Here is a 25,353-nt window from a genome sequence, read left to right on the forward strand (position 1 = left end):
CTCAGCCCGCCTCCGCCGACTTCAAGCTCTGCACCACGTACTCGACGAGCCGTCCGACGGTGAGCTCGATGATCTCGTCGAACTCCATGTCGGCCAGGAACTCGGCGAAGTTGACCCGCCTGCCGTACTTCTCCTGCAACAGCCCGGCCAGCGTCACCAGGTCGATGCTCTCCAGCTCCAGATCGCGGTTGAACGTGGTCGTCATGCCGATCTCGACGTCGTCGAGGCCGTACTCGTCCTCCAGCAGGCGCGCCAGCATGCCGGTGATGTCGGCGAGAACCGCGTCCTCGGTGGTGCCGGTGGAAGGGGCGATGGGATCGGTCATCGGTCGTACGACTCCTCTGCGTGCTGCGGGCCGGTGGTCCAGGCCACGACGTAGTCCCGGTCGGGCAGTGCGGGGGGATTGACGGAGCGTTCGAGGTGCACGGTGTACGCGCGTTCCAGCCGCCCCGAGACCAACAGCCGGTCCGTGCCCGGGACTTCGAGCACCTCGAAGTCCCGTGGGCGACCGCCGAAGCCGGTTCCCTCGGCCTTGGCGACCGCCTCCTTGGCGGCCCAGAAGCGGGTGAACCACAGTGCCTCGGACTCGCCCGTGTTGGCGCATACGGTGTGCAGGAGCCGGAGTTCGGCCGGGCCGAACGCGGTGAGGAAGGTCGAGGGGTCGCGTTCGACGACCTCTTCGAGGTCGATGCCTGGGCCGGGACCGGGCGTGTGCGGCCGGACGATCGCGACCGCCGACTCGGCGCGGTGTGCCAAGGAGACGTCCAGCGCGGGCAGTTCACGTCCGTGCAGACCGGTGACGTACGGGCGGCCCAGGTCGTCGTTGTGCACCCGGATCTCCGCCGGGAAGACGGGCCCCTCGCCGTGGTCCCACAGCCACTGCCGTACCGCGTCCTTGAGCGCGATGCGGCCGAGCAGCCACTGCCTGCGCCCGCGCGGGGCGTGCTCGGCGTACTGCGAACGCTCCGCGCCGCTCAGGGAGTTGCGCATGATCAGGTCGCGCGAGGCGAGGTCGGGCCAGCGCTCGTGCAGCAGACTCCAGCCGCCGGGGCGGGCCTCGGAGAGGGTGTTGCGGTCCGGGAAGCGTTCCACGGGACGGGTCTTGGGGTCGTTGTCGAAGCGCCGGTCCTGCCAGCCGGTCAACTCCGCCCAGACCTGGCCGCCGACGCTCAGCCGCACGTCGGCTTCGAGTACGGCGGCGGTCAGGGAGGTGATCCGGACCACGCACTCCACGTCCGTACCGGGGCGCGGGTGAGGGCCGTAGAAGCGCATCTCGCGCATCTGGACGGGGAAGACGACCGTCCGCTCCGTGCGCGTCGCCATGATCCAGTACCCGAGGATCTGGCCGACGTTGTCGAGGAGCGCGCCGGGGGCGGGCGGGGTCGTGATCACTCCTCGGACGTGGTGCTCGCCGATGCCCGTCAGTTCGGTGACGCCCTGGAACGCCGGGCCGTGGAACATCCAGCGTTCGCCGTAGAGCTGGGCGGCGGTGTGCTCGGGGGTGCGGTCCCCGCCGGGGTGGAGGTGGTGCGCGGGGGCGGCCGGGTAGGTCGGGGCCAGCTCCACGACGGCCCGGGCGCCGGGGCCGAGGGTGACGGCGAGGCGGTTCGGGCCGTCGGGGGTGACGGTCACCGGCACGTCGACGGGGGGTGTCGCCGTCAGCCACTGTTCGAAGCGCGCGCCGTGCACCGCGACCGCCCGCATGCCGGGAGCGTGTGCCTCGGCCGTCTCCATCATGTGCTGCACGATCGTCGTCGCGGGGACGACCGGCCATCGGTCGGCGACGTCGGGCCAGCCGGGGCGCTGCGGGAAGAAGCAGTGGTCCAGGAGGTAGGGCATGGAGTCGGGGGAGACGTGGAGGGTGGTGCGGTGGCCGGTGGCCGGGGGTGTCTGGACACGGGGGTTGTCGGTGGGCGGGGGTGTCTGGACACGGCGGCCGTTGGTGGGTGGGGGCGCCTGGACACGGAGGCCGTTGGCGGGCGGGGCGAGTGACGTGGGTGCGGGTGAGGAGGAGGACGCCTGACCGACACTCGCTGTGATCAGCGCGGCGGCGGTGTCGGCGGTGTCCCGGAGGAGGGCGGAGAGTTCGGCGGCGACCGGGGAGTCGGCGACGAGCGCTTCGAGGATGGGGGAGCTGCCGACTGACGTCAGGGGAGAGGCGGTTGCCGCCGCGGGTGTGCGCGCGGTGGTCAACGGCCGTAGTTCTGCCCGGAGTTCCGTAAGGGTCCCGGCATCGAGCGACACCAGCGCCCCGCCCAGGTCGAGGCGGATGGGCGGTCGGTCGATTCGTGTGGGTCCCTGAGAGGTACGTCCCTGAGGTGTACGTCCCTGGGGTGTGCGTCCCTGAGGTGGCAGGTCGGGTGCGATCGCCGCCCCCGTCGTCCACAACGCCGTTGCCACCCGGCGGAGTTGAGCGAGGCCCGTGCGGTGGGGCGAGTTGGCGGCGACGACCAGATGCTCGCGGGCGCCGAGGGTGTCGCCCACCAGGGAGCCGAGCTGGCCGGTGCCGACCTGGACGAAGACGCGGTGGCCGGCGGCGTACAGGCCCTCGACGAGTTGCCGGAACCGGACCGGCTCCAACAGATGCCGGACGAACAGCGCCCGGATCGCGGCCTCGTCCTCGGGGAACGGAGACGCGGTCGTCCCCGACCACAGGGGGACCGTCGGCGGGTAGAGCCGGAAGCGGTCGGTGGCCTCCTCGATGGGGCCGAGGTAGGGCTCCAACATCGGTGTGTGGAAGCCGGATTGGAACGGCAGCACCTGACTGAGAACGCCCTCGGCCCGGAAGGCCCGGACGAGTTCCGACACCGCCTCCTCCGGACCGCACACCATCGACTGGCCGGGTGAGTTGTCGTGGGACAGGACGACACCGGCCGCCGCCCACTTCTCGTCCAGCGCGGCGACGACCCGCTCCGCGGGCGCGCCGATCGCGCCGAACGCCAGCCCGGGGACTGTCAGTTGGTCCGGGTCGAACGACTCCATGAAGACGCCGACCTCGTCCCCCGCGTACACCCCGGCCGCCACCATCGCGGTCCACTCGCCCACGCTGTGCCCGGCGACCGCGTCCGGCATCACGCCCATGCGGCGCAGAGCGGCGTCGAGAAGCCGGCCGACGGAGACGACACCCAGGCCGTGCCGGCCCACGTCCCCGACGCGTGCCGGGCCCGCCGAACGCACCGGTGGCAGACCGAAGTGGTGGGCCACGTCGTCGACTTGGGGGTCGAAGTCGCCCTCCAGGCCGGGGAAGAGGAAGGCCGTTCCGCCGCTCAGGGGACGCGGCGCGAACCACACGTCACTGCGCCCCTGCCAGGCCTTCCCCTTGGCCACCGCCCGCCGGGCCAGCGCGAGTCGCTTCGCGGTCGGGTCGACGATGCCGAGCCGCGCGCCGCCCGCCGCGGCCGACGGGCGGGTGGTGTCGAGGCCCGCGGCCAGTACGGCGCTGTCGTCGGTGTCGAGCAGGGTGGCGAGGTCCTCGGGGGTGCTGGCGGCCAGGGCGAGGACGCGTTCGGGTTCGGTGACGGTCGCCGGACGTGCCTGTCTCGGCCGTACCGCGCCCGGCGCCTCCTCCAGCACCACATGCGCGTTGATCCCCCCGAACCCGAACGCGTTCACCGCTGCTCGCCGCACCGGCTGCTCTGTCGATGTCTCCCAGGGCGTCGCCTTCTCCAGTGGGCGGAAGCGGGTGGCCGCGAGTGCGGGGTGCGGGTCGTCGCAGTGGAGGGTCGGGAGGAGCATGCCGTGGTGGACGGCGAGGGCGGCCTTGACGAGGCCCGCGACTCCGGCGGCGGGCATGGTGTGGCCGATCATCGACTTCACCGAGCCGATGACCGCGTCGCCTTCGCTCCGGCCGGAGCCGGATGTCCCGTCCCGTCCGGGCTTCTCGCTCCGGCCGAACACCTCGGCCAACGTGGCCAGTTCAGCCCCGTCTCCGGCGGGCGTCGCCGTCCCGTGCGCCTCCAGGAGACCGATCGAACCGGGCTCCGCCGGGTCGAGACCGGCCGCCCGCCAGGCCTGGCGCACGGCGTGGGTCTGGCCGGCCGAGTCGGGGTTGAAGAGGCTCGCCGCGCGGCCGTCGCTCGCGACACCCGTGCCCCGGATCACGGCGTAGATCCGGTCGCCGTCGCGTTCGGCGTCGGCGAGACGCTTGAGGACGACCACGCCGGTGCCCTCGCCGATGAGGATGCCGTCGGCGCCCCGGTGGAAGGGCCGGATGCGCTGGCTCGGGGAGAGGGCGCGCAGTTGGGAGAAGACGCTCCAGAGCGTGATGTCGTGGCAGTGATGGACGCCTCCGGCGAGCATCAAGTCGCAGCGCCCGGAGTCCAGTTCGGTCACCGCCTGGTCGACGGCGACCAGCGAGGAGGCGCAGGCCGCGTCCACCGTGTACGCGGGGCCGCGCAGGTCGAGGCGGTTGGCGACCCGGGAGGCGGCCAGGTTGGGGACCAGTCCGATGGCCGACTCGGGGCTGTCCGGGCCGAGTCGCTCGGTGAACGCCGTCCGCACCCGGTCGAGTTGGCCGGGTGTCAGGTCGGGCAGCAACTCGCCCAGTGTGCGGACGAGTTGTCCCGCCGTACGCACCCGCTGGTCGAGCCGGACCAGGCCGGGGGTGAGATAGCCGCCCCGGCCCAGGATGATCCCGACGCGGTCGCGGTCGGGCAGCCGGTCCTCGCCGCCCGCGTCGGCGACGGCCTGCGCGGCCACCTTCAGCGCGATCAGCTGGTCCGGCTCGGTCCCGGCCACCGAGTTCGGCATGATCCCGAACCGGGTGACCTCGACCTCCGCCAGCGTGTCCACGAACCCGCCGCGTCGGCAGTACACCTGATCGGCGACGGCCGGACTGTCGGCGGAGCCCGGCCGGTAGTACGCGTCCGCGTCCCACCGGCCGTCCGGCACATCCGTGATGGCGTCGGTGCCGTCCAGCAGATTGCGCCAGTAGGAGTCCAGATCGGGGGCGCCCGGCAGCAGCACCGACATGCCCACGATGGCCACGGGGCCGGTCATGTCACCAGCCCGACGCGGTGTAGACGACGGACCGGGCCGACTCCTCGCCCCAGGCGAGTTCGCGCAGCAGTGCCGCGGTGCCCTCCTCCGGGTCGATCAGGCCGATCCCGCGCCGGGCGTACTCGCGGCCCAACTCCGGTGTCACCATGCCGTGATGACCGCCGGTGGGCGCCCACGGTCCCCAGTGCACGGTCAGCGCGCGCCGCCCGGTGCGGGCCGCCCAGGCCGTGCCGAGACTCTCCAGCGCGTCGTTGGCGGCGGCGTAGTCGACCTGCCCGCGGTTGCCGAGGACGGCCGAGATGCTGCCGAACAGCACCGCGAAAGCAGGGCCGTTGGGGAGTTCGGCCAGGGCGGAGAGCAGGGTCTCGGCGCCCTCCGTCTTGGTGCCGTAGACCCGTTGGAAGGACTCGGCGGTCTTCTCCGCGATCAGCCGGTCCTCGATCACCCCGGCCGCGTAGACGACCCCGTCGAGGCGGCCGTGCTCGGCGTGGATCTCCTTCACCGCCTGGAGGGCGCCGTCGGGTTCGCGGAAGTCGACGGAGTGGTAGCGCGCCGGGCTGCCGAGCGCGGCCAGTTCCGCCAGCGTGGCGGTGATCTCCCGCTGGGCCAGCAGGAGTTCGGCGGCGCGGTTGATGTCGGCGGGGGAGCGACCGCCCTGCGCGGCGAGGGCGGCGCGCAGTTCGGCGGGGGTGCGGGCGGCGGCGGTCGCCGGGTCCTCGGGTCCGACCGGGGCGGGCGTACGGCCGAGCAGTTCGATCCGGCACCGGGAGGCCCCGGCCAGCGCGGCGGCGAACTTCGCGGTGATGCCCCGCGCGCCGCCGACCAGCAGCACCACCGAGTCGCGGTCCAGGCCGAGCGCGGCGGCCTCGGCGGCTCCGTCACCCGCCGGTCCGGCGCCGTTGGTGGCGAGCGCCCCGAGCGGCACCTCGGTCAGCTCCAGGCCGTGCCGTCCGGACGCGCCGCGCACCACGACGGGAGTGTCGTCGTCGGCGGTCAACTCGCCGACCACCGCGTCTGCCACGGCAGTTGGGGTCAGGTCGTCGACGTCGACGATCCGCGCACGGGTGTCCGGGTACTCGCGGGCGACCGTACGGAACAGCCCGTGCAGGCCCGCCGAGCGGGGGTGCGGCTCGGCGGGGCGCACCGCCAGCAGGTGGCGTGGCGCGCGTCCCAGGACCGCCTTGAGGACGGCGAACGCGTCGGGCAGCACCGGGGGCCGGGCGCCGGCAAGCGGGTCGAGGAACAGCACGCCGTCCACGGCCCCGTCGGCCTCGGTGAGCAGGTGGTCGGCGGCGAGCGGGGTCACCTCGGCGCCGTGCGCGGCCAGCCGTGCGGCGACCTCACGGGCCACGGCCGCGGTGTCGTCGTCACCGAGGAGCACGAAGCGCTTCCCGGCCAGCGCGGGGGAGTTGAGGCTGACGGAAGCGCCCTCGCCGGCGAGGGCGCTTCCGTGTCCAGGGAGGAGCACGGACCGGAGCACGAAGCGCCGGGGAGCCACGCCACCGACGTCCGGGGTGTCGGGTGCGGCCGGGGCAGCGGGGGTGACAGGCGTGTCAGGAGTCGCGGCAGGCTGCTCCTGAGCCGTCGTCGTGGGCCCGGTCAGGCGCGCCGCCAGCCAGTCCGTCACCGAGGCCGCCGTACGGGCCTTCGCCAGGTCCTCCAGCTCGGAGTCGTCCAGCGCGGTCACGTCCATCCCGGCACCGATGCCCAGTCGCTTCGCCAACTCCCCTGCTATCTCGGCCCGTTTGATGGAGTCGATGCTGAGGTCCGCCTCCAGGTCGAGGTCGGGCTCGATCATGTCGACGGGGTAGCCGGTCCGTTCGCTGATGATCTCCAGGACGACACCGAGGACGTCGGCCTCACCGAGAGCCTCGGCAGCGGGCGCCGCGGATTCCTGCGCGGGCACAGGGAGTTGGGGCAGGGGTGCTTCCTGCGCGACGGACGCGACCGCTGCCGGTACGGGCGCCGCGGTGGTCCCGGGGACCCACTGCATGGGTGCGGCCGCGGGCGCGGGCACCCACTGTCCTGGGGCTGTCGCACCGAAGTACGTCAACAGGACGTCCCGTTGCGCGGCCACCATCTCCCGGCTGGTGCGCAGGAATTCGGCGATCAGCTCGTCCCGGTTGACCGGGGCGGGGCCCGGCTGGTTCGTCGTCACGATCGTCTCCACAACGCGTCGAGCCGGTGCGAGCGCACCGGGAAGGGTGTCTCCTGCGGCCGTACGGACCAACTGGCCGTCGACCGTCCAGCCGGGGCGCTTGGGTGCGGTCGCCTTGGTCGCGTCGACCGCGTCACGCCCCTGGAACAGCCATCCGGTGCGCACCGGCACGCCGGCGACGGCCAGTTGGGCCAGCGCGTCGAGCCAGCCGCGCAGCCCGCTGCCGGGACGCGGCTCGCAGGCGACGACCTGGTGCGGGCGGTCACCGAGGATCTGGCCGACCAGCCGGGTCAGCACCGCCCCGGGCCCCGCCTCCACGAAGATGCGCGCCCCGGCCTCGTACATCGCCTCGATCTGCGCGACGAAGCGGACCGGTGCGCCGATCTGGGCGGCGAGTTCGGCGCGGATCGCGTCGGCGTCACCGGCGTAGGGGGCGGCGGTGCGGTTGGACCACACCGGGAACTCCGGCGGGTGCACGGGCCGATCCGCGAGCGCCTGCGCGAACCGCTCGCCCGCGTCCGCCACCAAGGGGCTGTGGAAGGCGCAGGCCACGGAGATGCGCTTGGCGCCGAGTCCTGCCTCGCGCAGCAGCCGTACGGCGGTGACCACCGCGTCCGTCGGGCCCGAAATCACCGTCTGCTGGGGCGAGTTGTGGTTGGCGAGGACGACCGACTCGGGGGCGCTGGTCGCCCGCAGAGCCGCCGCGACCTCCTCGGCACCGGCGGCGACCGCGGCCATCGTGCCCGGGTCGTCCCCGCCGGTGGCCGCGAGGATCGCCGCGGCACGCTCGGAGCTCAGCTCCAGCAGTGCCTCCGGCTCGATCACCCCGGCCGCGCACAGGGCGGCCAGCTCGCCGTAGCTGTGCCCGGCCGCCATGTCGGGCCGCACACCCGCCGCGCCGAGCAGGGAGTACGCGGCGAGCGAGGTGATCCCGAGGGCCGGTTGGGCGACCCGCGTGTCGGTCAGGTCGGCCTGCGCGCGGTCCCGTCCGGCGTCGTCGAACGCGGCGGGCGGATAGAGCGCGGCGGCGTGGTCGCGGCCGAGCTGGAGGTAGTGCTGGAGTTCGGGGAAGGCGACGAAGACGTCCGCGAGCATTCCGGGTCGCTGGCTTCCCTGGCCGGGGAAGAGAAAGGCGACCTTGCCCTCAACTGCCGTGTGGGGAGCGGTCGGTGGGGTGACTTGCGCGGGGTCGGTCGCCGAGTTCGATGTGTTCGCCAGATGGATCCCGGCCGCCGGATCGTGCTCACCGGCCAGCGCGCGCCGCAGTCCCGTCACCAGTCCCTCGACGTCCGTCGCGACCACCGCCGCCTGGACGGGCTCCTGGCGGGCGTCCGACCTGCGGGACGCGGCGAGCGCGAGATCCCGTAGGCGCCACGGCAGTTGACCGTTGGCGCCGGAGGACTCCGCGGTCTTCAGGACGGTCTCCATGCCCCGTCGGGCCGCCGCCGAGTCCGTCCCCCGGAAGGTGAACAGCTCGGCCGGCCAGGAGTTGAGGCCGTGGGCCGGCGGTACGGCGTCGGCGTGGGCCTCGATCACGGCATGGAAGTTGGTGCCGCCGAAGCCGAACGCGCTCAGCCCCGCGATGCGTTCGCCGGCCGGTGCCGCCCAGGGGCGGGCCTCGCTGTGGAAGACGAAGGGGCTCTCGCCCTCCCGCCAGGCCGCGTTGGGCCGCCGTACGTGCAGGGTGGGCGGCTTGACCCCGGTGTACAGGGACAGCACGGTCTTGATGAGCCCCGCGAGACCGGCGGCGCACTTGGTGTGCCCGATCTGCGACTTGACCGAGCCGAGCGCGCAACTGCCGGGCGCGGCACCGGACTCGGTGAACACCTCGCTGAGGATGGTGAGTTCGGTACGGTCGCCGACCACCGTCCCCGTGCCGTGCGCCTCGACGAGACCGACCTCGGCAGGCGAGACACCCGCGTTGCGGTACGCCCGCTGCAGCGCGGCCCGCTGCCCCTCAGGGCGCGGTGCGGTCAGGCCCAGCGAGCGGCCGTCGCTGGAGCTGCCGACTCCCTTGACCACACCGTAGATCCGGTCGCCGTCGCGCTCGGCGTCGGACAGCCGCTTCAGGACGACGCACGCGACACCCTCGCCGAGCGCGATGCCGTCGGCCGAACTGTCGAAGGCCCGGGAGCGGCCGGTGGGGGACAGAGCGTGCACGGACGAGAAGAGCACGTAGTCGTTGATGCCGTTGTGCAGGTCGGCGCCGCCGCACAGCACGACGTCGCTGGTGCCGCCCACGAGTTCCTTGCAGGCGACGTCCAGCGCGGCCAGCGAGGAGGCACAGGCCGCGTCCACCGTGTAGTTGGCGCCGCCGAGGTCGAGCCGGTTGGCGATCCGGCCGGAGACAACGTTGGCGAGCATGCCCGGGAAGGAGTCCTCGGTGAGGTCCGGCAGCTGCTCGGCCAGACCGTCGGGGACCTTGCCGTAGTACGAGGGCAGTACGGCCCGCAGGGTGGTCGCGTTGGAGAGGTCGCTGCCGGCCTCCGCGCCGAACACCACCGAGGTGCGGGCCCGGTCGAACTCCCGCCCCCGCTCGCCGTATCCGGCGTCCTCCAGCGCCCGCCGGGCCGCTTCGAGGGCCAGCAGCTGCACCGGCTCGATGTTGCCGAGGGAGGTCGGCGGGATGCCGTAGCGCAGCGGGTCGAAGGGGATCTCGGGCAGGAAGCCGCCCCACTTGGACGGGGTGACGCCCGTGCCGTCCTCGGACCAGTGCACGGCGGGGTCCCAGCGGGCGGCCGGCACCTCGCCGACCGCGTCATTGCCGCCCAGGACGTTGGCCCAGAAGGAGGCGAGGTCCGGTGCCCCCGGGAACATGCAGGCCATACCGACGACAGCGATGTCGAGCGGCTCGGGTACGGCCTCCTCACCCAAGTCCTCGTCCTCGCCGAGGAGTTCACGGGACCGCCCGGCGTAGAACTCGGCGGCGCCCGCCGTCACCGAGCGGTGCAGCGCGTCGACGGTCGTGGTCGCCGAGCGCAGCACGGCCACCTCGCCGGCCATGAACATCCCCTCGGCGAGCTGCCGTTCCTCGTCGACGGCGGCCAACTCGCCACCGGTGTCCCGCTCGACGCCCTTGCTGGCGATCCGCAGTCGGCCGACGTTGAGCCGCTCCAGCTCCTCCCACATCCGCCGGTCGGGTACGCCACGCGCACGCAGCTCGTCCCCCAACTCGCGGAAACCGTCGCTGAACGGGCTCCGTACACAGCGGGTCGCATGGCCGGGCGCGGTCTCCAGCAGGGCGGTGCTCGTCGCCCGTACGACCTGTTCCTGGAACAGGGGCCGGATCGCCCCGCACTCCACCGCTTCCTCGGTGAACAGGTAGGCGGTGCCCATGAGGACGCCGACGGCCGCGCCGCGCGCGGTCAGCGGGGCGGCGAGTGCGGCGACCATCGCGGCCGAGCGCTCGTCGTGGACACCGCCCGCGAAGAACACCTCCAGGCCTTCGGCCTTGGGGAAGTCCTCCAGGACGGCGAGTTGGGCCTCCCAGAGCGGAAAGCTGTTGCGAGGTCCGACGTGGCCGCCGCACTCCGAGCCCTCGAAGACGAACCGGCGGACGCCCGCCTCCAGGAACTGCCGCAGCAGCCCCGGGGAGGGCACGTGCAGGAAGGTGCGGATCCCGGCGGCCTCCAGCGCCTCGGCCTGCGAGGGCCGGCCGCCGGCGATGATCGCGTGCGTGGGCCGGAGTTGCCGTACCGCTTCGAGCTGGGCGTTCCTGGTCTCCTCGGGTGCGAAGCCGAGCACTCCGACGCCCCAGGGCCGGCCGGCCACGGCGTCCCGGGTCTGCGTCAGCATCGCGTGCGTCTGCTCGCCGGTCGCCAACGCCAGCGCGATGAACGGCAGTCCGCCCCCGCCGGCGACCGCGGCGGCGAACCCCGCCTGGTCGCTCACCCGGGTCATCGGCCCCTGGGCGATGGGCAGTTCGGTGCCGAGGGCCTGGCTCATGGGGGAATCGTGACGAAGCGCCACTGCGGGTCCGTCGTCCTGCACGGCGTCCCGCACGGCGGCGGTCAGTCCACGGACCACTCCACCGACGTCACCCCACCGCTCGGCGAACCGCGCGGCGAGAAAGCCGTCTTGACCCACGGGCAGGAGCTGGGTGCGGAGATCCTGGGCGCCGAGGGAACGGGCCACCTCGGCCGGATCGTCGCTCCGCACCTTGGGGGCGTCCGGGCCCCGGCGGTGCAGGACCCGGTGACCGGCCACGACCGTCGTCTCGGAGCCGTCCATCGAACGCAGCGCCGCGGCCGCCGCCTCGGGCAGCCCGGACTCGGCCAGCAGCGCGAGCTGACTGTCGAGCACGACCCCGGCCGCCCCGCCGGCCACCGCCGCGGCGGCCGTACGCGGACCGATGCCGCCACAGGCCCAGACCGGGACGTCCACGCGGGGTTCGGCCAGCAGCTGCTGCAGGAGCACGAACGTGCTCAACTCGCCTACCCGGCCGCCGCTTTCACTGCCGCGGGCGATCAGCCCGTGCGCACCGGAGCGGACCGCGACGAGGGCTTGGTCGAGGTCGGTCACCTCGACGAGGACGCGATGGGCCCCGGCGAGTTCCGCGATCGGCACCGGGGCGTCGGCGGTCAGGACCACGGTGGCCGGGCCGTCCGCGAGCTCGGCGGGTCGGATCCGGCAGCCCGCTCCGAGGCGCACCCCGTAAGGCCCGGGCACCCAGCGGTGCAACCGGGCCAGGGCCTCTCTGGTTCTTCGGTCACCGGGTCCGAGATCGAGTACGCCTAGACCACCGGCACGGCTGACGGCCGCGGCGAGTCGGGCGTCCGGTTCACGCAGCGGCGTGATTCCAATGATCAAGTCTTCGGCACGCAGGGCAGACGTCATGATTCTCCGAATGAACGGCGAAACTGCACGGTGGGGGGATACGGCCTACGAGCGGCGAACCGGTGCGAAAGGGCACACCGTTATGCGTGGAAAGTCGTGTGGATAACTAGTGAAAAGCTAGCCCCACGGTTACCCGCGGGTCAACATCGCCTACCCGGTCGATCGGCCCCGCGCCTTGATCCAGCCAGTCCCGCCAGCTCATCCCAAACGTCGGAAAATCCGGCCATTCCGCGCCCAATTCCCTCCGGGGCGTGCTCGCATTCACTTGCGTCACATGCCTCCGAAACGTGACGGACAGGGGGCGGAGCCCACGTAAACATTTCGTATCGCGGAGGGCGCGCGAGTTGTGTGCGGAATTGTGCGTCGCCGAATTCCGTCCATCCGCAGCCAAAAGCCGCTGTTGTAGTTTCAGTCGACAGTCACCGGAATGTCAGCGCTTTCTTCGCGGACGCGTTCTTCCCGTCGCGTTGTTCACCAACCCGTCAGCAAGAGGTGATTGACGAGGAGGGCGAGCACAGCCTGTCCGGCCAGCCACGCACGCGGCGCCGTCAGGAATGCGCAGGACGGCAGCAGCCACATCGCGAACGGCAGCCAGATGCGTTCCGTCTCCGCCTTGCTCATGCCCGACAGGTCCGCGACGAGGAGGGCGAGCAGGGCGGCGGCGACGAGGAGCGCGAGGCGGCAGGCGGACGTCCGGTCGCGCCGCAGGAGGGTCGCCCCGGTGCGGCGCAGACCGGCCGCCGTCGCCGGGCCGACGATGATCGCCGTACCGGCCAGGTTCGCCCACACCCAGTAGCCGTACGGGCGTACCCCGCCCGCGCCTTGGTAGTAGCGGGTGACCAACAGGCGGTACGCCTCCCACCAGTTGAAGCCCAGCGCGGTGAACACCACGGGTACGACGGCGAGTCCGGCCAGGACGAAGGGCAGCGGGCGGGCGCGGGCGTGGCCCAGGAGGAGTACGGCCGCCGCGATCAGGGCGAAGAGGGTGAGGCCGTACGAGAGGTAGGCGGTCAGGCCGAAGAGCAGGCCGGAGGTGAGGCCGAACCATCGCGGTCGGTGGCCCGTGACCGCCAGCGCGAGCAGCGTGAGTGCCCACGCGGCGACCGCCGCGAAGTAGCCGTCGGCCGAGGTGCCCACCCATACCGCGGCCGGGGCCAGTACCAGGAAGGGGGCGGCGCGCCGGGCCGACTCCTCGTCGGCCAGGGCGCGTACGGCGATCAGGACCGCGACCGCCGCGGTGGTGCCGACGGTGATGACGAAGGCGCCGGCCCAGCCACCGCCGCCCAGTCCGATCCGGTCCAGCAGGACGAAGGTGAGGGTGGCGCCCGGCGGGTGCCCGGCGACGTGCGCGGGCCAGTTGTCGGGGGAGTCGATCAGGATGTGGCGGGTGAAGTCCCGCAGGGCGTACGGGATGTCGTGGAAGCGGCCGACGGAGCGCAGGTACTCGTTCCTCGTCGTCAGCTGCTCGGCGACACCCCGGTTCCAGCCGTCGACCAGGGCGAGAGACCACGTCCACGCCGACCCCGCCGCCCAGACCGCGAGGAGCAGCGCGCGCCAGGGGAGCCGGGCGGTGAGCGTGGGGCCGTACGCGATGACGCCGACCGCGACGACGATCGCGGCCGGTGTGCCAGGGCCCACGTGCGGATTCCAATCCGCCAGCAGGGGCGGCCAGTTGACGCGGAGCGAGCCGTCGCGGTGCTGGATCGCCCGGCCGATGAGAACGGCGGCGAGGACGAGGACGGCTGCCGCGAGGGCCGAGCAGAGATCAAGGCGTAGGTCGCGACGGGGATCACGACACAGATCGCGACCGGGGATGCGGCGGCGAAGGGGTCGGGTCAGGTCGGGGAGAAGGTCGCGGTGCACGTGGGAACGCTAGGCCGCCGTGGCCCGTCCGAGGCGCTGACGTGGGCGGACGTCAGACTTTCGTCATGATTCGCAGACCCTTTCAAGGGTGCTCGCGGACCTACCGTCGGGGCATGCCACGCACTCCCTTCTCACCCGCGTTCTGGCGCAGCCCGTTGCGCGGGCCCTGGTTCACCTCGCTGCTCGGCCTCGTCCTGCTCGGCGGGATCACGGTGCTGTTCGTGACGGGACTGCTGTCGTACGCCGCCTACAACCCGGACCTGTCGCCGGTGAACGACAAGACCCCGGGCAAGGGGCTGCTCGGCTTCTACCTGTTCGCCTGGCCGACCGACCCGCACTGGCTGTACCGGCTCACCCAAGGCGTCCACGTCACCCTCGGGATCACGCTGATCCCCGTCCTGCTGGCCAAGCTGTGGTCGGTCGTGCCCAAGCTGTTCACGCTGCCGCCGGCCCGCTCCCTGACCCACGCCCTGGAACGGCTCTCGCTGCTGCTCCTGGTCGGCGGCGGCCTCTTCGAGTTCGTCACCGGCGTCCTGAACGTCCAGCTCGACTACATCTTCCCCGGCTCCTTCTACCCCCTGCACTTCTACGGCGCCTGGGTGTTCTTCGCCGCGTTCATCGCGCACGCCGTGCTGAAGACGCCGGCGGCTCTACGGAATCTGCGTGTGCTGCGCGGGCAGCCTGATGTGCACGAACTGCCGGGCGAGAGCGACGAGTTGACCTCCCCGAACCCTGCCCCGCCCACCGTGTCGCGCCGTGGCGCGGTCGCGTTCGTCGGGGGCGGTTCGCTGCTGCTGTTCGGTACGACGGTCGGGCGGAGCTTCGACGGGCTGCGCTGGAGCGCGCTCCTCGCCCCGCACGGCGGCACCGAACCCGGGAACGGACCCGGCGCCTTCCAGATCAACAAGACCGCCGCGTACGCCGGGATCAGCGCGGCCGAGACGAGCGAGGAGGCCTGGCGCCTGGTCGTGACGGGACGCGGTGGCACCGTCCGGCTCAGCCGGGCCGAACTGCTCCAACACCCCTTGCACAGCGCCGCGTTGCCCATCGCCTGCGTCGAGGGCTGGGCCACCTCCGACCAACTGTGGCGCGGGGTACGGCTGCGGGACCTCGCCGCCCTCGTCGGACACGACGAGCCGACCGACGTCTTCGTCGAGTCGCTGCAGATGCACGGCTCGTTCCGCCGGGCGGCCCTGCGCGCCAACCAAGTCGCCGACCCCCGCTCCCTGCTCGCGCTCTTCGTCAACGGAGCGGAACTGACCCCCGACCACGGTCACCCGGCACGGATCATCGTGCCCGCGGCGCCCGGGGTGCTCAACACCAAGTGGGTGGGCCGGTTGACCTTCGGAGACCTGTGATGCCGACGACTTCCCGGCGACCCGCGACGCGACCGACCTCAGGAGTTCTGTGATGCGCCCCCGCTTTCCACTCGGCAGCACGCTCCGCGTCCGGCTTCCGCTCGGCAGCCCGTTCCGCCCCCGCCTCAAGCTCGGCAGCCCGTTCCAACTCCTCCTGCTCGCCTGCTCGTTCGCGCTCGCCGCCTATGCGGGCGTGCGACTCCTCGATCGTGACTGGTTCGACGTGGCGCTGTGGATCGTCGGCGCGGCCCTGCTCCACGACCTGGTCCTGCTGCCGTTGTACGCGGCGGCGGACCGCGCGCTCGTGCGGGCGGCGGGCCGACGCAGGGACGCGGTGATGTACGTCCGGGTGCCCGCCGCCCTGTCCGGGCTGCTTCTGCTGGTGTGGTTCCCGCTCATCGGCGGTGAGGTGGCGGGGCGATACACCCGCGCCACCGGCCTGTCCGCCGACGGCTTCGCGGCCCGCTGGCTGCTGCTGACGTCGGCGCTGTTCGGCGGCTCGGCCCTGCTCTACGTCCTGCGGTACGCGGTGCGGCTGCGCAGGGCGACGAAGGATCGGCCGTCGGCCGACCACTGATCGACGGCACGCCAGCCCGCGCGGTCCCCGAGCCGCAGCAGGGCCGGCGTGCCGAGCCGCGCCCACGGGAAGGCGGTGCCGACGGTCCCGCGGGCGTCGGTGACACATACGTGGATCTGCTCGTCGACGTCCAGTCCCGCCACTGTCTCGGCGATCAACAGGCCGTCGGGGGCGAGGAGTTGGGCGGTGCGGTCGAGCAGGGCGCGCGGGTCGCCGCCGATGCCGACGTTCCCGTCGATCAGGAGTGCCGTGCCCCAACGGCCCTCACCGGGCAGCGGTTCGAAGACCGACCGGTGCAGGGCCTGGCCGCCGAGGGCCACCGTGCGGGCCACGGCCGCCTCGCTCACGTCGATGCCGAGCACCCGCCGGCCTCGTACGGCCAAAGCCGCGACCAGGCGTCCCGGCCCGCAGCCGACGTCCAGCACCGGGCCCTCGCAGCGGTGCAGCACCTCCAGGTCCGCCGCGTCGGCGTCCGCGCACCAGCGCTCGACCTCCAGCGGCAGCAACCAGCCGTCGGCCCGCCGCAGGAAGAGCGGCCCTCGGCCGTTGCGCAGGGCGTCGGAGTACGGATCGGCGGACCAGGGCCGTGCCTCGACCGAGCCGCTCTGCCGGGCGACCCGTTCGGCCACCCTCGTCACGCCGCTCACCGAACCCCCGCTCCGGTCAACTCGGCCCAGCGCGCGGCGAATCGGCTCCCTGCCGCCGCCCGCGCCACGACCTCCGCGTCGTACGCCGTGTCCACGTCCCGGAGGCGCGGCAGCTCCCGTACCCGCAGGCCCGCCAGCCGGGCCCGTTGGGCGGCGCCGGTGTGCGGGGTCGACATGGGGACGCCGAGGAGGAGCGCGGGGTCGGGCTCGGCCAGGCCCAGGGACCAGAAGCCGCCGTCCTCGGCGGGGCCGAAGTACGCGTCGCAGTCGGTGAAGTCGACGGCGAGGAGGTCCGGGGTGATCTGGGGGGTGTCCATGCCGACGAGGAGGGTGGGGCCGGTGCAGCCCGCGAAGGCCGCCGCGAGCCGGACGTCGAGGCCGCCCGCGCACTGCGGCACCACCTCGAAGCCGGGCGGCAGCCAGGGGCCGGGCGCGCCGTCGAGGACCAGGACCCGGCGGTCGGCCGGGGTGCGCGCCACCGTGTCGAGGGTGTCCGCGAGCGCTGCCTCGGCGAGGGCCGCGGCCTCCTCCGGCGTGAACGGCGGGGTCAGTCGCGTCTTGACCCGGCCGGGGCGGGGTTCCTTGGCGATGACGAGGAGCGTGGTCGTGGTCATCGCAGGGCTCCCTCGTCGGCGGGACGCTCGGCCAGTACGCGGTTCATGTCCCGTACCGCCTGCCAGGTGCCGCGCCAGGTCCCGGTCACTTTGGAGGCGCCGAGCCGGGGACGGTACGGGACGTCGTACTCGGCGATCCGCCAGCCCGCCTCGGCGGCGCGGACGACCATCTGGAGCGGGTAGCCGCTGCGGCGGTCCGTGAGGCCGAGGGAGAGGAGCGATTCGCGGCGGGCGGCGCGCAGGGGGCCGAGGTCGTGCAGGCGCAAACCCGTGCGGCGGCGCAGGAGTTGGGCGAGCGCGAGGTTGCCGGCCCGGGCGTGCGGCGGCCAGCTGCCGCGGCCCTGCGGCCGGCGCCGGCCCAGCACCAGGTCGGCCGCGCCGGACCGGATCCGGTCCACGAAGGGCACCAGGTCGGCCGGGTCGAGGGACGCGTCGCAGTCGCAGAAGCAGACGATGTCCGCCGTGGCGGCCAGCAGACCCGCGTGGCAGGCGGCGCCGAATCCGCGCCGCTCCTCGCGCACGACGGTCGCGCCGAGCGCGCGGGCGAGCTCGGCCGAACCGTCCGTGGAGCCGTTGTCCACGACGAGGGCGCGCCAGCCGGCCGGCACCCGCGCCAGGACTTCGGGCAGCGCCTCGGCCTCGTCGAGGCACGGGAGCACGACGTCGACGCCGGAGGACGCCATGGCCGGGAAGGGGGAGGAGGTGGGGGTGGTCGTCACGCTCTCACCCTACGAATGAAAAACGGGCATTTCGGACTTCGGGTTCTTACGAAACGCGGACGTCAGAGGCCTGCGACGGCATCGGCACGGGCCGGGTGCGAGGCTGGCGGCATGGAACAGCAGCCGTACGCAGCGGACGGGGCGAGGGTCCTCGTCGTGGACGACGACCCCACCGTCGCCGAGGTCGTCTCCGGATACCTCGACCGGGCCGGATACGTGGTCGACCGGGCCGGCGACGGCCCCGACGCGCTGGCCCGGGCCGCCGCGCACTGGCCGGATCTCGTCGTCCTCGATCTGATGCTGCCCGGCATGGACGGCCTCGAAGTGTGCCGGCGGATGCGCGGGCAGGGGCCCGTGCCGGTGATCATGCTCACCGCGCGCGGCGACGAGGACGACCGCATCCTCGGCCTGGAGGTCGGCGCCGACGACTACGTCACCAAGCCCTTCAGCCCCCGCGAACTGGTGCTCCGCGTCGAGTCCGTGCTGCGTCGGGCCCGGCCTGCGTCGGCGCCGCGCGGCCCGTTGCGAGCGGCCGGTCTCTCGCTCGACCCGGCGGCTCGCCGCGCCCTCAAGGGCGGAGCCGAACTCGCCCTCACCATCCGGGAGTTCGACCTCCTCGCCTTCTTCCTCCGCCATCCCGGACGCGTCTACAGCCGCGAGGACCTGATGCGGGAGGTGTGGGGCTGGGACTTCGGCGACCTGTCGACCGTGACGGTCCACGTCCGGCGCCTGCGCGGCAAGGTCGAGGACGATCCGGCCCGGCCCCGCCTGATCCAGACGGTGTGGGGGGTCGGGTATCGGTTCGACGCGACGGGACAGGAGGCGGCGGGGCACGACGGCGCAGGTCAGGACGCGCCGGGTCGGGACGGCTCCGGGCCGGACGCCCCCGGAGACGGTTCCGGACAGGAGGCCTGAGTCATGCGTGACACCATCCTCATCGCTCTCTTCGCCTTCCTCGGCGCCGCCGCGGCCGGGCTCCTCGGCGCCGGCGTCCTGCTGATGATCCGGCGGCGCTCGGTCGTCGCGCATCTCGCCGTGGTGGCCGCCGTCGCCGTCACCGCGATGCTCGCGGGGACGCTGGCCGTCGCGCAGGCGATGTTCCTGTCCAGCCACGACCTGAGCGTCGTCACGACGGTCGTCGCCATGGCCACCGTGGTCTCCCTGGCGACCGCCCTGCTGCTGGGCCGCTGGGTCGTCGGCCGCAGCAAAGCCCTCGCGCTCGCCGCCCGCTCCTTCGGCGACGGCGGTGACTTCACCACCCCCGAGGGCGCGGCCACCGCCGAACTCGCCGACCTCAGCCGGGAGTTGGAGAGCACCAGCGCCCGCCTCGCCGAGTCCCGGGAACGCGAACGCGCCCTGGAGTCCTCCCGGCGCGAGCTCGTCGCCTGGATCTCCCACGACCTGCGCACCCCGCTCGCCGGACTGCGCGCGATGTCCGAGGCCCTGGAGGACGGCGTCGCCGACGACCCCGACCGCTACCTCCGCCAGATCCGTACCGAGGTCGAACGCCTCAACGACATGGTCGGCGACCTCTTCGAGCTCTCCCGCATCCACGCGGGGGCGCTGGCGCTGAGCCCCAGCCGGATCTCCGTGTTCGACCTCGTCGGCGACGCCCTCGCGGGGGCCGACGCGCTGGCCAGCGAGCACGGCGTGCGGCTGATCGGGGATCGGGTCGAGCCCGTCCCGGTGGAAGTGGACGGCAAGGAGATGAGCCGCGTGCTGGGCAACCTGCTCATCAACGCGATCCGGCGCACCCCGGCCGACGGCACGGTCGCTGTAGCCGCCGAACGCTCCCCGGAAGGCGTGGTGTTGTCCGTCACGGACGGTTGCGGAGGCATTCCGGAGGAGGACCTGCCCCGCGTCTTCGACACCGGATGGCGCGGCACCCACGCCCGAACTCCCCCCGCCGGAGCGGGACTTGGCCTCGCCATCGTGCGGGGCATCGTCGAGGCCCACCAGGGCCGGGCCACCGTACGGAACATCCCCGGAGGCTGCCGCTTCGAGGTGACCCTGCCGGTTCCGGTGCCTGAGGTGTGAGCCGCCCGCCTCAGGTAACGCCCAATACCTCTACTCCGCCGCAGCGAACTCCCGCATCCCCTCCTCGAACCCCACCCCCGCCTTCCACCCCAACTCCGTGCGCAGCAGCGTCGAGTCGGCCGCGATGTGCCGTACGTCGCCGAGCCGGTACTCCCCGGTGACCACAGGCTCCGGGCCACCGTGGGCGGCGGCCAGCGCGCGGGCCATCTCGCCGACCGTGTGCGGCTCGCCGCTGCCGGTGTTGTAGACCGACAGCGCGCCTTCGGGTGAACTCGCCTCCAGCGCGGCCACGTTGGCCGCCGCCACATCCCGCACATGGATGAAGTCCCTTAGCTGGCGCCCGTCTTCGAAGACGCGCGGTGCCTCACCGCGGGCCAGCGACGAGCGGAAGAAGGAGGCGACGCCCGCGTACGGGGTGTCGCGGGGCATGCCGGGGCCGTACACGTTGTGGTAGCGCAGCGACACCGCCGAGGCGCCGGGAGTGGCACGGGCCCAGGCCGCCGCCAGGTGTTCCTGGGTGAGCTTGGTCGTCGCGTACACGTTCCGCGGGTCGACCGGGGCGTCCTCCGCGACCAGCCCGCGCGACAGCTCCGCCCCGCACGTCGGACAGGGCGGTTCGAAGCGGCCGGCGTCGAGGTCGGCGACCGCACGCGGGCCCGGCCGGACGACCCCGTGCGCGGAGCAGACGTACCGCCCCTCGCCGTACACGACCATCGACCCGGCCAGCACGAGGCGCCGTACGCCCGTCTCGGCCATCGCGGTGAGCAGCACGGCGGTGCCGAGGTCGTTGCGGGAGACGTACTGGGCGGCGTCCGCGAAACCGGTGCCGAGGCCGACCATCGCCGCCTGGTGGCAGACCGCGTCGACGCCGGACAGGGCGCGGCGGACGGCGTCCGGGTCCCGTACGTCCCGGGCCGGGTCGGCGCGGTCGTCGTACACGACGGGCTCGTGCCCGTGTGCCTCCAGTGCCCGTACGACATGGGACCCGATGAACCCGGCACCGCCGGTGACCAGTACTCGCATGCGTCCACGCTAGGGCGGCGACCCGGCTCGGCGAGGGCTCACACCTCGCACGTCACGGGTCCGTAAGACCTGCCGTGCCGTTGAGCGGGAGCCGGACCGTGAACACGGTCTCGCCCGGTCCTCCGCCCAGCTCGATCGTCCCGCCGTGCGCCCGCACCAGCGCGTTCGCGACCGACAGGCCCAGGCCGCTGCCGCCCCGGTCGCGGCTGCGGGCCTTGTCCACGCGGTAGAAGCGGTCGAAGACGCGCTCCCGGTCGGCGGCCGGGATACCGGGGCCCGCGTCCGTGACCCGGACCACCGCGCCGGAGCCCTCGGCCGAGACCGCGATCGAGACAGGGGTGCCCACGGGGGTGTGGACGGCCGCGTTGGTGAGGAGGTTGTCCAGGACCTGACGAACGCGCTGCGGGTCCAGCCGCAGCCGGAGCGACTCGGGGCCCTTCTCGACCGTCAGCGGATGGTCGGCGTGGCTCGCGCGGAACGCGTCCGCGGCCTCCTCGGCCAGCTCCACCAGGTCCGACTCCCGCATCCGCAGCGGCGCCTCGACCTCCGCCGCGTCGAGGCGGGCGAGCAGCAGCAGGTCGTCGAGGAGCACGCCCATGCGGGCGGCCTCGGCGCGCAGCCGGGCCAGGTGCTTGTCCCGCTCCTCGGGGGCGTTGGCGGCGGCGTACTGGAAGAGGTCCGCGTAGCCCCGTACCGACATGAGGGGTGTCCGCAGCTCGTGCGAGGCGTCCGCGACGAACCGGCGCAGTCGCTGTTCCGCCTCCGCGCGGACCGCGAGGGAGTCGTCGATGTGCTCCAACATGGTGTTGAAGGCGGTGCGGAGTTCCTCGACCTCCGGGCCGCCGCCCCGCTCGTCCGCGCGCAGCGGCAGCCGGGCCGCCGACTCGGTCAGGTCGTGCGAGGCGATGCCGTGCGCGGTGTGCGCCATGTCGCTCAGCGGTTGCAGACCGCGCCGCAGCAGCCGGCGCCCGAACACCACCAGGGCCAGCAGCGCGACCCCGAAGGCGACCACCTGGATGGTCACCAGCTGCTTGACCGTGTCGTCGATGTTGTCCATCGGCGCCCCGCTGACCAGCACCACCCCGGGCTCGACCTCGCAGGCGCGCAGCCGGTACTCGCCCTCGCCCGTGATGTTCCGGGTGCGCAGCAGCTCGGACTTGGCGGAGGTCTGCGCCTTGGCCAGGGCGGTGAGGTCCTTTATGTCCGTGGGCAGGTCCGAGTCGTCCTCGGGCTTGCGCAGCACGGGGTTGCCGTCCTTGACGTCGTACACCGCGTAGTACCAGCGGTAGTACTTCTTGCCCTCCAGGGAGCCCTTCGCCGCGATGTTCTTGGACTGGGCGGTCTGGGCGAGGCCGAGCTGGTCGTCGAGCTGGGCCGACAGATAGTCCCGCATGTACATCGTCAGGGCGGTGCCGACGACGCCGAACGCCACCAGGGCCAGCACCCCGAGGCCCAGCGCGAGCCGGGTGCCGAGCCGCAGCCTGCCGTACGTGCGGCGCAGCCGCCCGATCACTCGGCGACCTGCCGGACCACGTACCCGAAGCCGCGCACGGTGTGGATCAGCGGCTCGCCCGTGTCGTCGAGCTTGCGGCGCAGCCGGCTGACGACCAGCTCCACCACGTTCGAGCGGCCCCCGAAGCCGTACTCCCACACATGGTCGAGGATCTGCGCCTTGGTCATCACGGTCGGTGACTTGCGCATCAGGAAGCGCAGCACCTCGTACTCGGTCGGGGTGAGCGTGAGCAGCTTGTCGCCGCGCCGCACCTCGCGGGTGTCCTCGTCCATCGTCAGGTCCGCGACCTGGAGGACCGACCGCTGGAACCCGGGCCCCGCGCTGCGTCGCAGCACGGTCCGCAGCCGGGCCATCAGCTCCTCCACCGCGAACGGCTTGACCAGGTAGTCGTCTCCGCCCCGGGTCAGCCCGGCCACCCGGTCGGCGACCGCGTCCCGCGCGGTCAGGAACACCACCGGCACCATCGTGCCCGAGCCGCGCAGCCGGTCGAGCACGCCGAAGCCGTCCAGGTCCGGCAGCATCAGGTCGAGCACCACGATGTCCGGATGGAACTCGGCGGCCCGCCGCAGCGCCTCCTCGCCGGAGTTCGCGGTGACCGCCTCCCAGCCCTCGTAGCGGGCGACCGTCGCGACGAGATCGGCGATCGGCGGGTCGTCGTCCACGACGAGGAGTCGTACTTTTTCCACCCGCACATAGTGCGCCACCCGGGCCTGAATGCCACGGCCGGTGTCCTCGGGCGACCGTATCGATAAGCACTTGAAAGTTGTCCGACAGCAAAACGACAGGCCTGGCCAGCCAAGCTTTCGGATATCCAGGACCCGATCTAGGAGCTGCCGTCCCGTGACGACCGTCCAATCGCCCCCCGCGCCCCCCACGGCGATACGGCCCAGGGTGGTGGCGCGCACGAGCCTGTACGCCGTGCTGGCCGCGAACGTGGCCGTGGTCGCCTACTTCTTCGCCCAGGCGGGCTTCGCCTCCAACGCGCTGATCGTGATCGGCCGGGCCGCCGGCCTCTACGGCGCCCTCCTCATGGCCTTCCAGCTGGTCCTCGTGGCCCGGCTGCCCTGGCTCGACCGCCGCATCGGCATGGACCGGCTGACCTCGTGGCACCGCTGGACCGGCTTCGGCATCCTGTGGACGCTGCTGGCGCACGTCGTCTTCATCACCTTCGGCTACGCGGACGGCACCGGCGTCGGCCCGGTCAGCGAGATCATCGACCTGGCCGAGACCACCGAGGGCGTCTTCCGCGCCGTCGTCGCCTTCGGCATCATCCTCGTGGTCGGCGCGGTCTCCGCCCGCTACGCCCGCCGCCGCCTCGCCTACGAGACCTGGCACTTCATCCACCTCTACACCTACGTCGCCGTGGTGCTCGCGTTCACGCACCAGGTCGCGGTCGGTACGACCTTCACGTCCTCGTCGGCCGCGACCTCGTACTGGTACGGGGTCTGGGGCGTCGCCCTCGGCTCGGTGGTCCTGGGCCGCGTGGTCCTGCCGCTGTGGCGCAACACCCGCCACCAGTTCCGCGTCGCGGCGGTCGTGCCCGAGTCCCACAACGTCGTCTCGATCACCATCACCGGCAAGGACCTCGACAAGCTGCCCGCGCAGGCCGGCCAGTTCTTCCTGTGGCGCTTCCTGACCCGGGACCGCTGGTGGCAGGCCAACCCCTTCTCCCTCTCCGCCGCCCCCGACGGCCGCAGCCTGCGCCTCACCGCCAAGGCGGCCGGCGAGGGCAGCGCCGCCCTGCGCCACCTGAAGGTCGGCACGCGCGTCTTCGCCGAGGGCCCCTACGGCGCCTTCACCACCCTGCACCGCACCAAGTCGGAGTCCCTGCTCATCGCCGGCGGCGTCGGCGTCACCCCGATCCGGGCCCTGCTGGAAGACCTGGAGGGCCACGCCGTCGTCCTCTACCGCGTCTCCTCCGACCGCGACGCCGTCCTCTACGACGAACTGCGCGACCTCGCCCTCGCCAAGGGCGCCGAACTCCACCTGGTCACCGGACCGCCCGTGCCCGACAAGCTGGCGCCGCGCGAACTGGCCCGGCTGGTCCCGGACATCGGCGACCGGGACGTCTTCCTGTGCGGACCGCCCCCGATGATGAACGCGGTGCTGCGCAGCCTCGGCGACCTGGGCGTGCCCAAGCAGCAGATCCACTTCGAGCGCTTCAGCCTGGCCGGTTGAGAGAGACTGAGAGAGCCATCGTGAAGCGAGCCATACCCGTCGTCGTCCTGAGCATCGCCGGTCTCGTCCCGGTCTGGCGCTACGAGCCGTCCCTCGGCACGACGAGCACCCAAGCCTCCGAGCCCGCCTCGACACCGTCCTCCTCCTCGGGCAGTTCGTCCGGCACGTCCTCCGGCACGGTCGTCAAGGGCACGCTGGTCAACACCGAGAAGGGACCTGTTCAGGTCCAGGTGACCTTCGACGGCGACAAGATCACCGCCGTGAAGATGCTCCAGCAGCCCAACCACCCGCAGACCACGGCCGCCGTGCCGGTGCTGATCTCGGAGACGCTGGAGGCGCAGAGCGCGGACATCGACACCGTGTCCGGTGCGACGATCACCAGCGGCGCCTACAAGGAGTCCCTCCAGGCGGCGATCGACGCGAACGCCGAGTCGGCCGCCGCGTCGCCTTCTCCGTCGGCGTCGGCGTCGTCCCCCGCCACGACCTCGCAGACCCTCACCGGTTCCACCGTGAACACGGAGAAGGGCCCCGTGCAGGTCCAGGTGACCCTTGAGGGCGACAAGATCAGCGCCGTGAAGATGCTCCAGCAGCCGAACCATCCGCAGACCACGGCCGCGGTGCCGGTGCTGATCTCGGAGACGCTGGAGAAGCAGAGTGCCGACATCGACACGGTGTCCGGCGCGACCATCACCAGCGACGGCTACAAGGAGTCCCTCCAGGCCGCGCTCGACGCGAAGGCGGCCTGAGATGCGCCGCGTCGAACACGTGATGGGCTTCCCGGTGTCCCTCCGCATCGATGAAGAGGGCGGCGGCGAGGGCGAGTTCGAGGCCG

General features: G+C 72.8%; 15 protein-coding genes and 1 pseudogene. 6 read left to right on the forward strand and 10 right to left on the reverse strand.

The features are described 5' to 3' along the window. Position 1 precedes the first annotated feature (1 nt). The 4 genes from ACWDR3_RS08445 to ACWDR3_RS08460 all read right to left on the reverse strand — a co-directional run bounded on the left by ACWDR3_RS08445 (position 2) and on the right by ACWDR3_RS08460 (position 13,807). Positions 2–325 (reverse strand): acyl carrier protein, encoded by a 324-nt coding sequence (locus ACWDR3_RS08445; RefSeq protein ID WP_450351682.1) that lies wholly within the window; start codon positions 323–325, stop codon positions 2–4. Then, on the reverse strand, positions 322–4,998 hold the full coding sequence (locus tag ACWDR3_RS08450) for a type I polyketide synthase (RefSeq protein WP_450351683.1): 4,677 nt from the start codon (positions 4,996–4,998) through the stop codon (positions 322–324). The genes ACWDR3_RS08445 and ACWDR3_RS08450 overlap by 4 nt, the downstream gene beginning before the upstream one ends. A gap of 1 nt (position 4,999) precedes the next feature. Then, positions 5,000–11,992, reverse strand: coding sequence for an SDR family oxidoreductase (locus ACWDR3_RS08455; protein ID WP_450351684.1), 6,993 nt, complete (start codon positions 11,990–11,992; stop codon positions 5,000–5,002). 471 nt (positions 11,993–12,463) lie between these two features. Beyond that, the gene (locus ACWDR3_RS08460) at positions 12,464–13,807 is read right to left on the reverse strand and encodes a hypothetical protein (RefSeq protein WP_450351696.1); all 1,344 of its coding nucleotides are present in this window, start codon (positions 13,805–13,807) and stop codon (positions 12,464–12,466) included. A 161-nt stretch (positions 13,808–13,968) separates the two neighbouring features. Between ACWDR3_RS08460 and ACWDR3_RS08465 the strand changes: the two genes are divergently transcribed. Together ACWDR3_RS08465 and ACWDR3_RS08470 are read left to right on the forward strand one after the other, a co-directional pair. Beyond that, positions 13,969–15,213 carry a molybdopterin-dependent oxidoreductase gene (locus ACWDR3_RS08465; RefSeq protein WP_450351685.1) on the forward strand — a complete coding sequence of 415 codons (1,245 nt, stop codon included), beginning with the start codon at positions 13,969–13,971 and terminating at the stop codon, positions 15,211–15,213. 52 nt (positions 15,214–15,265) lie between these two features. Continuing rightward, positions 15,266–15,790: a hypothetical protein gene (locus ACWDR3_RS08470; RefSeq protein ID WP_450351686.1), complete on the forward strand. Its 525-nt coding sequence runs from the start codon at positions 15,266–15,268 to the stop codon at positions 15,788–15,790. Here ACWDR3_RS08470 and ACWDR3_RS08475 read toward each other — a convergent pair. The 3 genes and pseudogenes from ACWDR3_RS08475 to ACWDR3_RS08485 all read right to left on the reverse strand — a co-directional run. Beyond that, positions 15,727–16,428 (reverse strand): annotated as a pseudogene (locus tag ACWDR3_RS08475) (class I SAM-dependent methyltransferase); the annotation flags it as partial. The gene ACWDR3_RS08470 and the pseudogene ACWDR3_RS08475 sit on opposite strands and share 64 nt — an antisense overlap. A gap of 5 nt (positions 16,429–16,433) precedes the next feature. Continuing rightward, a complete protein-coding gene (locus ACWDR3_RS08480; protein WP_450351687.1) occupies positions 16,434–17,051 on the reverse strand; it encodes a TIGR04282 family arsenosugar biosynthesis glycosyltransferase in 618 nt (205 codons plus the stop codon). After that, entirely contained in the window at positions 17,048–17,734 is a 687-nt protein-coding gene (locus tag ACWDR3_RS08485) for a glycosyltransferase family 2 protein (protein ID WP_450351697.1), read from the reverse strand. The genes ACWDR3_RS08480 and ACWDR3_RS08485 overlap by 4 nt, the downstream gene beginning before the upstream one ends. 147 nt (positions 17,735–17,881) lie before the next feature. Here ACWDR3_RS08485 and ACWDR3_RS08490 point away from each other — a divergent pair, with 147 nt between their 5' ends. Further along, on the forward strand, positions 17,882–18,685 hold the full coding sequence (locus ACWDR3_RS08490; RefSeq protein WP_450351688.1) for a response regulator transcription factor: 804 nt from the start codon (positions 17,882–17,884) through the stop codon (positions 18,683–18,685). Between the two features lie 3 nt (positions 18,686–18,688). Next, positions 18,689–19,807, forward strand: coding sequence for a sensor histidine kinase (locus ACWDR3_RS08495; protein WP_450351689.1), 1,119 nt, complete (start codon positions 18,689–18,691; stop codon positions 19,805–19,807). A 30-nt stretch (positions 19,808–19,837) separates the two neighbouring features. Here the strand turns inward: ACWDR3_RS08495 and ACWDR3_RS08500 are convergent, their stop codons facing one another. The 3 genes from ACWDR3_RS08500 to ACWDR3_RS08510 are packed head-to-tail and all read right to left on the reverse strand — an operon-like array spanning position 19,838 to position 23,029. Further along, the gene (locus ACWDR3_RS08500; RefSeq protein WP_450351690.1) at positions 19,838–20,830 is read right to left on the reverse strand and encodes an NAD-dependent epimerase/dehydratase family protein; all 993 of its coding nucleotides are present in this window, start codon (positions 20,828–20,830) and stop codon (positions 19,838–19,840) included. A gap of 52 nt (positions 20,831–20,882) precedes the next feature. Next, positions 20,883–22,343 carry a sensor histidine kinase gene (locus tag ACWDR3_RS08505; RefSeq protein WP_450351691.1) on the reverse strand — a complete coding sequence of 487 codons (1,461 nt, stop codon included), beginning with the start codon at positions 22,341–22,343 and terminating at the stop codon, positions 20,883–20,885. Then, on the reverse strand, positions 22,340–23,029 hold the full coding sequence (locus ACWDR3_RS08510; RefSeq protein ID WP_185146008.1) for a response regulator transcription factor: 690 nt from the start codon (positions 23,027–23,029) through the stop codon (positions 22,340–22,342). The genes ACWDR3_RS08505 and ACWDR3_RS08510 overlap by 4 nt, the downstream gene beginning before the upstream one ends. Positions 23,030–23,183: 154 nt before the next feature. Here ACWDR3_RS08510 and ACWDR3_RS08515 point away from each other — a divergent pair, with 154 nt between their 5' ends. Together ACWDR3_RS08515 and ACWDR3_RS08520 are read left to right on the forward strand one after the other, a co-directional pair. Continuing rightward, on the forward strand, positions 23,184–24,521 hold the full coding sequence (locus ACWDR3_RS08515) for a ferredoxin reductase family protein (RefSeq protein WP_450351692.1): 1,338 nt from the start codon (positions 23,184–23,186) through the stop codon (positions 24,519–24,521). 20 nt (positions 24,522–24,541) lie between these two features. Then, on the forward strand, positions 24,542–25,267 hold the full coding sequence (locus tag ACWDR3_RS08520; protein ID WP_450351693.1) for an FMN-binding protein: 726 nt from the start codon (positions 24,542–24,544) through the stop codon (positions 25,265–25,267). The last annotated feature ends 86 nt before the right edge of the window (positions 25,268–25,353 follow it).

This window comes from Streptomyces sp. NPDC001002, assembly GCF_053599215.1.